At 50.6% G+C, this 12,623-nt stretch carries 9 protein-coding genes; 8 read left to right on the forward strand and 1 reads right to left on the reverse strand.

What is annotated here, in order from left to right; all coding sequences use genetic code 11:
- The first annotated feature begins 36 nt into the window (after positions 1-36).
- From BD_RS04425 to BD_RS04440, 4 genes are read left to right on the forward strand one after another with little or no spacing between them, the layout of a single operon-like run.
- Positions 37-1,425, forward strand: a complete 1,389-nt coding sequence (locus tag BD_RS04425; protein WP_011163499.1) for a TldD/PmbA family protein — start codon at positions 37-39, stop codon at positions 1,423-1,425.
- Complete coding sequence (locus BD_RS04430) at positions 1,425-2,768, forward strand: TldD/PmbA family protein (RefSeq protein WP_011163500.1); 1,344 nt, start codon at positions 1,425-1,427, stop codon at positions 2,766-2,768. The genes BD_RS04425 and BD_RS04430 overlap by 1 nt, the downstream gene beginning before the upstream one ends.
- Position 2,769: 1 nt before the next feature.
- Positions 2,770-3,216 (forward strand): LEA type 2 family protein, encoded by a 447-nt coding sequence (locus BD_RS04435; protein ID WP_011163501.1) that lies wholly within the window; start codon positions 2,770-2,772, stop codon positions 3,214-3,216.
- 58 nt (positions 3,217-3,274) lie between these two features.
- On the forward strand, positions 3,275-4,075 hold the full coding sequence (locus BD_RS04440) for a hypothetical protein (RefSeq protein ID WP_011163502.1): 801 nt from the start codon (positions 3,275-3,277) through the stop codon (positions 4,073-4,075).
- Here BD_RS04440 and BD_RS04445 read toward each other — a convergent pair.
- A complete protein-coding gene (locus tag BD_RS04445) occupies positions 4,058-4,837 on the reverse strand; it encodes an HAD family hydrolase (RefSeq protein WP_041583477.1) in 780 nt (259 codons plus the stop codon). The two genes, BD_RS04440 and BD_RS04445, sit on opposite strands and share 18 nt — an antisense overlap.
- 158 nt (positions 4,838-4,995) lie before the next feature.
- On the opposite strand from BD_RS04445, the gene topA reads away from it, so the two are divergent.
- The 4 genes from topA (at position 4,996) to BD_RS04465 (ending at position 12,623) form a co-directional block, all read left to right on the forward strand.
- Positions 4,996-7,725, forward strand: a complete 2,730-nt coding sequence (gene topA, locus BD_RS04450) for a type I DNA topoisomerase (protein WP_011163504.1) — start codon at positions 4,996-4,998, stop codon at positions 7,723-7,725.
- A gap of 91 nt (positions 7,726-7,816) precedes the next feature.
- Positions 7,817-8,716, forward strand: coding sequence for a hypothetical protein (locus tag BD_RS04455; protein ID WP_011163505.1), 900 nt, complete (start codon positions 7,817-7,819; stop codon positions 8,714-8,716).
- A gap of 119 nt (positions 8,717-8,835) precedes the next feature.
- Complete coding sequence (locus tag BD_RS04460) at positions 8,836-10,857, forward strand: S41 family peptidase (RefSeq protein ID WP_011163506.1); 2,022 nt, start codon at positions 8,836-8,838, stop codon at positions 10,855-10,857.
- A 176-nt stretch (positions 10,858-11,033) separates the two neighbouring features.
- Positions 11,034-12,623, forward strand: a complete 1,590-nt coding sequence (locus BD_RS04465) for a tetratricopeptide repeat protein (protein WP_011163508.1) — start codon at positions 11,034-11,036, stop codon at positions 12,621-12,623.

The following is a 12,623-nucleotide window of genomic DNA, read 5'->3' on the forward strand; positions in this document are numbered from 1 at the left end:
ACTTGAGCTATCCTTTGAAGATCTTAAGGAGGCCCTATGATTATTCAACCTCACATTCTGTCCAAGGCTCTGGATGCGGCTCTGAGCACGGGTGCTGATTTTGCCGATATCTTTGTTGAAGATACGTATTCTTCCCAACTGACAGTTCTAAATTCCAAAGCCGACCAGGCCATCGTCGGCCAGTTGTACGGCGCAGGAATTCGTTTGTTCTTCGGCCATGAGATTGTCTATGTGACGACGAATGATCTTTCGGAAGCAGGCCTGGTGAAGGCTGCGTTGAACGCGGCTCAAAGCCGTGGCACAGGGGCCGCCTCCAAGTCCATGCCACTGATGCAGGTGCCTTTTGATTCTGTTCACACCTTTGGTGAAAAACCGTGGGAGATGAATCGCGACCGCAAGTTCAAATGGTTAAACGGCATTGATCAGCATGCCCGTGCCCGCAACTCGGCGGTGACTCAGGTGGAAGCGGGTTTGAATGAAAAGTTCCAGCGTGTGCAAATCGCCAACTCTCGCGGTTTGATGGCGTATGATGAACGGGCATATTCCCGTATCCGCATGCAGACTTTCGTTGAAAGCAACGGCGTGAAAGAAAGCTCTGCCGATGACGAAGGTCACATGGGGACTTCGGAAGTTTATGATCAGATTGATTTGAAAGCTTTGGCAGAAGGTGCAGTGGACCGCGCGATGTTGTTGACCACGGCCGCCTATGCGCCAGCGGGTGACATGCCGGTATTGATCGACAATGCCTTCGGCGGTGTCTTGTTCCACGAAGCCTGTGGTCACGGTCTGGAAACGACCGGTGTTGCCAAGGATTCTTCCGTGTTCTGCGGCAAGATGAATCAGAAAATCGCGCACGAATGTGTGACGGCGATTGATGATGGCACCATCGAAAACGGATGGGGCTCTTTGAACATGGATGACGAAGGCAACAAAACCAAGAAAACAACATTGATCGAAAACGGTGTCCTGAAATCCTACATCGTGGATGAAATGGGTTCCCGTCAGACCGGTTATGAAATCACCGGCAGCGGTCGCCGTCAGTCTTACAAATATGCTCCGGCTTCCCGCATGAGAAACACATTCATCGCGGCTGGTAAAGACAAGTTCGAAGACATGGTTCGTGATGTGGACTACGGCCTTTATGCAAAACGCATGGGTGGTGGTTCCGTGAATCCGGGCACAGGCGATTACAACTTCCAGGTGGCTGAAGGTTACATTATCCGTAATGGCCGCATCGAAGAAGCGGTGAAGGGTGCCTGCCTGATCGGTCGTGGGATCGATACACTGGGTAAGATCACCAAAGTTTCTGATGATCTGAAACTGGCGCGTGGTATGTGCGGATCTGTCAGTGGAACAATTCCGGCGGCTGTGGGTCAGCCTCAAGTTCTGGTTTCCAGCCTGATGGTTGGTGGGAGAGCAAAATAATGGACACTATTAAATCAAACTTCCAAAAGATCGCAGACCAGGCCCGTAAAGACGGTGCCAAAGTCGAAATGCTGGTGACCGGTGGCGAAGCCCTGAGCATCGGTTATTCCAAACGCAAACTGGAATCCTTCGAGTCCACACAGACCCAGATGGCCGGCTTGCGTGTGATTCTTGGTGCGAACCAGGGATATGCTTACACCGAAAATCTTTCTGAAGAATCCCTGCTGCGCACTTACGGTGAGGCTTTGAATAATGCCAAGACCGTGCAGACGGGTGAAACAAAGCCTGTCGAGCTGGTGAAGCCTCAGGCCGTGAAAGCGATGCCGGAGCTGTTCAAGCCGGAAGAAATCGCCATGGAAAAAAAGCTGGAAGTGGCAAGACTTCTGGAAGAGCTGTGTCTGGCGAAAGATTCCCGCGTGACGAATGTGCCTTACTCCGGATTCAATGAATCTGTGGTGTTTAAGCGCATTTTGAATTCGGAAGGTCTGGATCAGGAATTCAAACAGAATTACTACAGTGGTTACACGTACCCGCTGGCAAAAGACGGTGAGAATTCCAAAATGGATGGCGAAGGTTTCTTTGCCCGCAAGTTTGATGACATCAACACCGCAGAAGTGACGGGTGAAGGTGTGCGTAAGGCCCTGGCTCGTTTGGGTGCGACTCAGCTTCCGACTGGGAACTATGCTGTGGTGATCGACCGTGAGCAGTTCCCGACGGTTTTGCAGATGATCCATGACTATTTCTCTGCAAAAGAAGTTCACGAAGGAAAGTCCCTGTTCAAAGGCAAGCTGGGTCAGAAGATCGCCAGCGACAAGTTTGAGCTGATTGATGATCCGTTTGAAACCCGTGGCACAGCGGTTCGTCCGTTTGATGATGAAGGTGCGCCTTCTCAGAAAACCGTGCTGTTTGATAAAGGTGTTTTGAAAAACTATCTGTCCAATCTGGAATACGCCAACAAGATGAATCTGCCGCACACGGCGCATGCCAGCCGTGGGCCCGCCTCTCAACAGGCGATTGCACCAACTAATATGGTTGTCGCAACCGGGGATAAGTCTTTGCAGGAACTGCTGGCTGCCTATGACAAGGTCATTCACCTTGCTGGGTTTGAGGGCGGTCTGCACGCGGGCTTTAAACAGTCCACGGGGGACTTCTCGATGCCGGCTTCTGGCTTCTTGTATGAAAAAGGCCAGAACAAAGGGCCGATTGAACAGTTTGTGATGTCCGGAAACGTGCTGGAACTGCTTCGTGATATCGAGGCGGTGGGGCGCGACTATAACAAACCAGGCAATTCCTTTATTTGTCCGGATGTATTGATCAAATCTTTGAGTTTTGCAGGAGCATAAGATGAAGAAGTTCGCACTTATTACGACGTTGTTGTTTCAGATGGTGATAAGTGCGGGCTGCTCCAGCATGTTTGGTTATGCTGAAGAACCGAAAGTTCAGTTGAATCAGGTGTATGTGCGTGATGCTGACTTCACCGGGGCGACGTTCATCTTTGTGGTTAATGTGCAGAATCCAAATAAGAGCGATATCAAAGTCAAAGAAATCGCTTACAAGGTCTTTATCTCGGGTAAAGAGCTGACTGAAGCCAAAACCGAAAAGCCGATTCTGGTTCCAGCCAATGCCGCCACCGACATTGAAGTTCCACTGCCGGTTAAATATACTGCGATCCTGGGTAATCTCGGAGACATCCTGACGGCGCGCGAAGTGGCTTATCGAATTGATGGCAGCGCGAAGACGGGTTTCTTTAGCATTCCATTTTCCAAAGAAGGCAAGGTCGAGCTTCGTTAAGATTTCTTGCTGTATATCGTTCTGAGTCCTATGCTTTTTCACAAAGTAAGAGGGGCTTATGAAGTTCATTTCGGTTCTGATTTTTCTGTTTTCATCCATTTCATTCGCACAAACGGTGTCCCGTATCCAAGGGACCGAGGCCACCATCAATCTTGAAGGCCATGAAGGTCTGAATGTGGGCGATCGTGTGCATTTCCTGAATTCACAACTGAGCACTGCGGGCGAAGGAGAAGTCTTGCGCCTGTCCGCCGGGGGTAAAAAAGCCTTGGTGAAAATCGTTTCCGGTAAAGTGAAAGCAGGCATGACTCTAGAGAAAATCTCGTCCTCTGTGAGCGCACCAAAAGAAACTGCGGCGCAAAGTTCTGCCGGGGCGGCCATGCGTGTGGATGGTATATCGTATGCTTCTTTAAGTGAAAGTGATCGTGCTATTTTGGAACGTGGTGAGATCTCTCAGACTCGTTATGTGGTGGGTGGTATCTTGGCGACGTATCCGTTGGGTCTTGGGATCGGTCATGCGGTTCAAGGGCGCTATATGGAAAAAGGCTGGATCTTTACGGTGGGTGAGCTCGCGTCCCTGATGGTTCTGATGGCGGGCTTTGGTGATTGCGTGGATGATGCCTGGAGTTCCAATAATAATTGCAACAATAGTGGGGGGCTGGTCTTTGCGGGGGCGTTTGGTTTTGTCGGCTTCCGTATCTGGGAGGCGATCGATGCATGGGCAACTCCGCCAGAACAAAACCGCCGCTATCGTGAATTGAAATCCCGTCTGCCAGCCAGCGAAGACACGATCACCTTTGAGCCAGGGTTCATGCCACTGGCTGACGGTGGTGGAGCTTTGGGGTTACGTCTTACTTTCTAAAATCGCTTTTGCAATTTCAGTGAAACCCAACCCACCTCGGTCCTTGGAGACATAGGTGGGTTTGTTTTTTATCTGATCGATAAAGTTCTGGATGTTGGCCACCGCAAAGCTGTGCGGGAAGTAAGCAAACATCGGTTCATCATTCGGCGAATCGCCGCTGAAGCCGCAGACTTTTTTGGCCTCTTCGGCGCTGACGCCGAATTCTTTTTCCAGGAATCTTAAAGACATGGTCAGTTTGTCATAACTGCCGAACCAGCCGTTGACGTGGATGGAGCTGACTTTGGCTTGCGCACCCACGGCATGGAACAGATCCACGATTTTTTGCACTTCGGATTTTGGCAGTGGCGGAACGTCCTCGCAAAAATCAATGGCCAGGTCCATCAGGCGGCAGAACTGGTCGCTGGCCAGGTCGCAGCCGGGAACCTTTTCCAGAATCTCTTTTTCAAGTTGCTGAAGTTTTAGGCGGTTTTCTTTTTGGATCTTCTCATCAAAGAAGAAATGACGAAGCATTTTTTTTCCGTGATAGCGGAAATAGAAACCGCCGTTTTCACCGACAATCCCACTGACCGGCCAGACGCGGGCGATCATTTCACACCACCCGGCAGGGCGGCCCGTGACTGGAATCACATGAATTCCGGCATTGTGCAGATTCCACAAGGCTTGATAAGCCTCCGGACCCAGATGTCCTTCATCAGTCAAAGTGTCGTCGATATCAGTCAGCAGAAAGCGCAAAGGGCTGGAGAATTCAGAGGCATTTTTCATTTCCGCAGTATATCTGGTGATCTTGCGAAGGTCTAAGTTGATATGGCTCGTCAAAATTTAGACTTGCACGGGCGGGCATTCGCCTTCATGTTTTGTCTATTATATAGGGGTCGCTACAGATCTTTTCTGGAAGGTGACACCTAGACGAAGGACTTAGCATGGCCAAAAAAAGTGACGCAACAGATGGTATCAAGCTTGTCATCGTGGAGTCTCCCACGAAGGCAAAGACCATTCGCAAGTTCCTGGGAAGAGATTATGTGGTGGAGTCCTGCATGGGCCACATCCGTGACCTTCCTCAGTCCGCAAAAGACATCCCGGAAAAGGTGAAAAAAGAAAAGTGGGCGCAACTCGGCGTGAACGTCGATAAAAACTTCGAGCCCCTTTACTGTGTTCCCAAGGACAAAACCAAGGTCGTCAAAAACCTGAAAGACAAACTTGAAGAAGCCTCAGAGCTGTACCTCGCGACGGATGAAGACCGCGAAGGGGAATCCATCAGCTGGCATTTGTTGGAAGTGCTAAAACCAAAAGTTCCAACCAAGCGCATGGTGTTCCATGAGATCACCAAAGACGCGATTCAAAAAGCCCTGAAAGACACCCGTGAGATCGACTTCAACCTGGTGCGCGCCCAAGAGGCCCGCCGTGTTCTGGATCGTTTGGTGGGTTACACGATTTCTCCGCTACTCTGGAAGAAGGTAGCTTACGGCCTTTCTGCGGGCCGCGTTCAGTCCGTGGCGGTGCGCCTGATCGTGGAAAGAGAACTTGAGCGCGTGCGCTTTAAAAAGTCCTCTTACTGGGGTGTGCTTGCGGAACTGAGCAAAGACGGTGTCAGCTTTGAATCCCGTCTGCAGCAATACAAAAATCAACGTGTGGCCACCGGTAAGGACTTCGACGGTCTGACCGGTCAACTGACGGCAGGTAAAGACGTTCTGGTTCTGGATGAAAAGACTGCGGGCAAGTTGTCCATGGATCTGAAATCCGGCAACTGGCAGGTGACGGATGTCGAAGAAAAACCGACCTTCCGTAAACCAGCGCCTCCGTTCATCACGTCCACTTTGCAGCAGGAATCCAATAGAAAATTGGGTCTAAGCTCGCGTGAAACCATGCAAGTGGCGCAGAAACTGTACGAACAGGGTTTCATCACCTATATGCGTACGGATTCCACATTCCTTTCCAACGAAGCTATCACGGCTTCCCGTGATTGCATCGAAAGCAAGTACGGAAAAGAGTATCTGACTCCGCAGCCGCGCAATTACGCCGCGAAAAAAGTCAAAGGCGCCCAAGAGGCCCACGAAGCGATCCGTCCTGCCGGGAACCAGTTTATGGATCCGGATGAAACAGGTCTGACCGGGACTCAGTTCCGTCTGTATGACCTGATCTGGAAACGTACGATTGCGTCCCAGATGGTGGATGCCCGTCAGAAACAAGTCAGCGCCAAAATCACCGTGGGTGATGCGTTGTTTGGGGCTTCCGGTATGACCATTGAATTCCCGGGCTTCTTGCGAGCGTACGTGGAAGGCAGTGATGATCCAGAAGCAGATCTGGCTGAACGTGAAGTGCGTCTGCCGGCTTTGAAAGTCAAAGACGGTGTGAAGTGCGCGAAACTGGATCCCACATCCCACGAAACCAAACCACCGGCTCGTTATACAGAGGCAAGCCTTGTTCAAACGATGGAAAAAGAGGGCATCGGCCGTCCGTCCACGTACGCTTCTGTTATCGGAACTATCATTGACCGTGGTTATGTTCGTAAGAACGGAACGGCATTGGTGCCGACGTTCACGGCGATGATCGTTTCTAAATTATTAAGTCAGTATTTGTCCCAGTATGTGGATTTGGGCTTCACTTCCGAAATGGAACAGAGCCTGGATAATATCGCCGACGGGGAACTGGATTGGGAAAGTTACCTTGCGTCCGTGTACAAAGGCCCTAAGGGCTTGCGTGCCATGGTCGACAATCAAGGTGACAAGATTGATCCAAACGAGGCCCGTACAATGACTTTGGAAGGCATGGATAAATATAAATTCCACGTCGGCCGTTACGGTGCTTATGTGACCACTCAGCGTGACGGTGAAGACGTCAGCGCGTCCTTGCCGGACAATGAATCTCCGGCGGATATCACGCCCGAGATCGCAGAAAAACTGATCGACCAAAAAATCAACGGGGCGGATTCTTTGGGGAACGACCCGGAAACAGATCTGCCGGTGTATGTTCTGAATGGCCGCTATGGTCCTTATGTTCAGTTGGGGGACGTGACTCCGGAAGACGACAAGCCGAAACGTGCGTCGTTGCCGCCGGGCACTCAGCCAGAACAGGTGGATCTGGCAATGGCGCTCAGCCTGTTGCAATTGCCAAAGACCTTGGGGACTCACCCGGGCACGGGCAAAGACATCAAAGCGGGCTTGGGTCGTTTTGGTCCGTTCGTGGTTCACGACGGCGACTATCGTTCGATTCCAAAAGGTGAAAGCATCTTTAATATCACCTTTGAAAAAGCCATGGAGATGCTGGCTCAGCCTAAAAAGGGACGTGGTCGTGCAGCTCCATTGAAAGAGCTGGGCGCGCATCCGGATTCAGGCGATGCGATTCAGGTCTTCAATGGTCCTTACGGTCCGTACATCAAGTGCGGCAAGGTCAATGCGTCTTTGCCAGAGGGTGCGACGCCAGACACGGTGACCCTGGAGCAAGCTGTTGCTTTGATCAATGAAAAGGGCCCGGCAAAAGGCAAAGGTAAAGCTAAAGGAAAGGCGAAAGCTGCTCCGAAAGCCAAAGCCGCTAAAGCTGATGGCGAAAAGCCTGCTGCAAAAAAGCCCGCTTTGAAGAAAGCTGCTAACGCCAAAGAAAAAGCCGAAGCTTTGGGTGTCAAAAAAGTAGTCACTCGCAAGTCCAAGAAGTAATTTGTTCACCCCCCTTTTCCGAGGGGGGAATCTCTGATAAATTCGTTCCGCATAGTTACAGATCCCATCACTGGGCATCGAAAGGTGTGTTATGAGCGACAGTCCCCTGAAGGGACAATTGGAGTTAGGAATCAACCGTTCCAAGGAGAAGGATAGAAACTTCCACCTTGGCGGTCGCAGTTTCTATTTCTTCGATTTCGACGACAACATCGCCTTTTTGACGACGCCGCTGATTCTTTTCCATAAAAACGACAAATCTGAAGTGCAGATCTCCAGCGGGGACTTTGCCCAGCACCATCAAACTATTGGCAGCAGTGGTCCCTTTGCGGACTATAATATCGACTATTGCGATGTGACCGGCACCTTCCGTAATTTCCGTGACCACCATGTGGATGAACTGGAAAAACTGGAAGGCAAAAAGCAAATTTTCGTGCAAGACGTGGCCGCGGCTTTGGGTTATCCCGACTTCCAATGGAAGGGGCCTTCCTGGGAGTGTTTCTATCACGCGGCCTTTAATCAGCGCCCGCTGTCTGTGATCACGGCCCGTGGTCACCATCCGGAAACAATGAAAGACGGTATTCGGGTCTTTGTTCAGAAAAAAGTTCTGCCATTGGAGCCCAACTATCTTAGTGTGTATCCGGTGAGTCATAAAGAGACACGTCAGCTTCTGGGTGATTCGGACTTCAAAGAAGGCACTGCAGAATTAAAACAAAGAGCCATCCGCGCCAGCGTGGAGCAGGCCATTGATCTTTATGGTTACAATCCGCATCACCGCTTCGGGATGTCGGATGATGATCCAAAGAATATCCAGCTGATTGTTGAGGAAATGACTCGACTAAAGGCGAGATTCCCCGAGATGTCGTTCTTTATGATCGAGACTCAGCATGGCAGTTTCATCAAGCATGAGGTCAAATTGAACGGCCTTCGTGGCGACAAAGTGGAAAACCTTTCCCAGCTATCCTTCTTCGAAGAAGATCGACGAAAGTCTTAAGAATCCTTTCTACGTCCTAATTTATGACGTGCTTCATAAATTGAATGCTCTCAGCTAATTATTTGATAATCTAATGCAATTAGGACTGCTCCCGTTCGGGGAGCCATGGAAGGATCAGCATGAGTTCATTCTCAAAAGGCGTTAGAGGTTTCATCATTGCCGGATCATTGGCAGTTTCATCTTTGGCATCGGCCCAACTGAAAGAAGGCCTGGAGTGCCGTTACCTGACAGTGATTGAACAGGGCTTCCTTGCCAACCACGTGAAGTATTCCAACCGCGACACCGATCTGCAAAACCGTGTGATCGAACAGTATCTGAAACGCCTGGATCCTTCCAAAATCTATCTGACTCAAGGTGATGTCGATGCGATTCGCAAATCTGCGGGCAACGTTTTTGATAAAACCAAAAACCGTGACTGCTCGTTCCTGGATGCAGCTCAGAAAATCGTTCTGGAGCGCGTGAAAGACCGTTCTGAATTTGCTAAAAAATATCTGGGCAAAGACTTCAAGTTTGAGTCTTCCACAGAATTCACTTTTGATCCGGAAAAGAAAACCTGGCCGAAGGATTCTGCTGACGCCAATGAATATCTGAAAAAGTATATCCAGTTCCAGATCGGGAACTACATGGCGACAGACATGAAAATGGATGAAGCCAAAAAGAACGTGATCAAAAACTATGAGCGTGCAGTGAAAAGAACCGCTGACACCACCCAGGATGATCTGTTCTCTGGTTACCTGGATTCCTTTGCTCGCGCGTTGGATCCACACTCCAGCTTCTTCTCTCGCGATGTGCTAGAGGACTTCGAAATTCAGATGCGTTTGTCCTTGGAAGGTATCGGCGCGACACTTTCTTCCCAGGATGGTTTCACAGTTGTGGAACAACTGGTTCCGGGCGGGGCGGCAGCGAAATCCGGCCTGATTGAGCCACAGGATAAAATCGTGGCTGTCGGTCAGGAAAAAGGCGCGATGGAAAATGTGATCGACATGGATTTGAAAGACGTTGTCAAAAAAATCCGTGGTAACAAGGGCACGAAAGTGCGCCTGACTATTTTGAGAAAATCCGGTGAAGGCAAAAAACGTTTTGATGTCACTTTGACCCGTGAAAAGGTGAACCTGGAGGACGAAGCAGCGTCCATCATCTATCAGGATCGTGAAATCAACGGTCAGAAAAAGAAAATCGGTGTTATCAACTTCCCATCCTTCTATGCGGATTCCCGTCGTGGCGGCAGATCTTCTGCGGCTGACATGAAAAAGCTGATCAAGGAAGCCAACGAAAAGAAAGTCGACGGCCTGGTACTGGATCTTTCCAACAACGGTGGCGGTTCTCTTGAAGATGCGGTGAAAATCGCGGGTCTGTTCTTCCAGACCGGGAACGTGGTGAAGCAGTCCTCCAAAAATGAAGGCCGTGCGGAATCCGCACTTCGCGACACAGATCCAATGGTGGACTGGTCAGGTCCGCTGGTGGTATTGACCAGCCGTATCTCTGCTTCCGCTTCCGAGATTGTGTCTGGTACTTTGCAGGATTATAAACGTGCCGTTGTCGTGGGTGGTGATCACACTTACGGTAAAGGTTCTGTTCAGTCCGTACTTCCAATTCCGAACAACCTGGGCGCGATCAAAGTGACTGTGGGTATGTTCTTCGTGCCGGGTGGTAAATCCACTCAGCACCGTGGTGTGGATGCGGATATCGTTTTGCCAGGCCCGTTCAGTGCGGATGACATCGGCGAAAAATACATGGATTACTCTTTGCCGCCAAAAACGATTGAGTCCTTCCTGTCTCCGGATGCTTACGTGAAAGAAGGCCCGGGCGCTTGGAAAGAGATCAAACCAGAGTGGCTGAAGTCCCTGCGTGAAAGATCCGGTGAGCGTGTTGCTAAGAATGATGAATTCAAAAAAATCGTTGAAGAGCTGAACAAAGCCAAAGCCCGCGGTAAAGTGATCCGCGTGAGCGAAGTTCTTAAAGACAAGAACGAAAAAGAAAAGAAAGACAAAGCTAAAAAGACCGCTAGCAAGGCCAAGAAAAACGAAGAGTATTTGAAGCGTCCTGACATCATGGAAGCGGAAAATGTTCTTCTGGATCTGATTCAGCTTGAGGACGGGAAATCCTTGGTGCCTCAGCAGAAACAGGCCAACGCCAAGTAGTGTGATTTGAGGAAACGTTTGTTGTTGTTGAAGCCCGGAGCCACAGTCTCCGGGCTTTTTTTATTTGTCTTCGCGAACAGAAGTTCGGTCCAGAAATGTATTAAGGGGTCCAGAGTGGATGACTTGTAATTGTTAAAAAAAATTGACGTACGACACACTGAAACAGTGGAGGGTTTATGTCGTACGTTTTAGGTCTTCTGCTTTTGTGCGTTGTTGTGCAGGTCTCTGCAGCATCCGCCCCATCGTCTGGCTCTGTCGAGCAATTGCGAATTTTTCTGAACCAGAACCCTTATGACAACAATGTCCGTCGCCACCTGATTGAAAAACATCTGGAGCTTCATCAAAGCGCTGAAGCTCATGCGGAGTTTGCCTCTTACAAGAAGTTGGATCCCCATCTGAACGTCGATGGTGGAAATGCCCTGCAGATGCGGCTGGATATGCTTGATGGAAAGTTTGGTGCTGCCAAACACCTAGCCTTGAAACTATTGACTGTGCCCCAGCTGGGGGCGGAAGACCGCTACCGAGCACATTTAACTTTGGGCGATCTGGCCTATGTTCACTTTACCTCGGGGGATGCGGTTTCCCGCTATAAAAAAGCTCTTTCCGTCAAGCCGGTCCCGGAGGCGAAACATCGACTGGCGCGTGCTTACCTTCAGAACAAAAAGTACGGCCGTGCTCAGGGTATACTGAGCGACCTGATCGGAGTGGGCTACGCCTCGGATCCGGTTCGTTACGATTATCTGCAAAGTTTGCTGGAGGCCGGACAGAACCAGGCCGCAGCCCTGCGTTTGAGTCAATGGTACAGCGAAGAACCGGGCAATCCATGGATTGTGACAGCCCATGCGCGTTTTTTACTAAGTCTGGGACAGGACGAATCGGCGCGTATGATACTTCAGCAGTATGCTGAGATCTATCAACCAACTACGGAAATCGATGAGCTGTTGCGAAGCACTCAGCCGCAGCGTACTCCAACGGCGGAGACCGTCATGGTGCTTGGGCTGCGCCCGGAGATGCCGGTCAATGCAGGAGTGGTGCGGGGAGCTGCCTCTGCCGGAGAGGCCGCGGGGAAGCAGGCAATGGAATCGTCTTTGAGCCCGCGACACTGGCAGATGCAGGCCGTGGCTGGATATCAGATGATTAATAACCGGGTGGAAGGGCAGGGATTTAATTCCCTGCTAAGTCCCGAGGCGGGTTACGTTGCAGGTGTTGCCGCCGAAACTGACAATGAAGGTTCCGCCTATTCCTTTGTGGGCAGGGCCCGCACGTCTTGGCAAACCTATAAAATTCCTTCTGGGCTTCAGCAGAATGGAGACCGGTCTCAGGCATTTGATATTGCCGGAGGACTGCAGACCCTGTTGGCAGCCGACTGGCAGTTGCAAATGCAGCTTAACTATCGTTCACGCAGTGGCATTGAGTCGGCGACCAACACTTATGTGTCAGGTTATCAGATGCTGGGTGTGCAGGCGGGAGTTTCTAAAACCTGGCAGCTTCGTTTTCCGTGGAGCTTTGAAGTCCACGCTGATCTGACTTTGCCCGTGTACTTTACCGAGTCCACGGCCGAATCAGGTCAGTTGCGGTTTGGCTATTTTTCAAGCCTGCAGGCACTGGCGCAGTATCCGCTGCGTGAAGGACTGGCCTTTCGCGCAGGTTTGGGTCTTGTGCGCAACGAGATTCAGTTCAATGGCAATGGGTCCCGCGGTGTGACCGATGCCACAGATTCCGAAGAAGGTTTGATGATTCCAGTCAGTCTTACGTGGGTTTATTAG

Source organism: Bdellovibrio bacteriovorus HD100 (assembly GCF_000196175.1).
GTDB classification, from domain to species: Bacteria; Bdellovibrionota; Bdellovibrionia; order Bdellovibrionales; family Bdellovibrionaceae; genus Bdellovibrio; species Bdellovibrio bacteriovorus.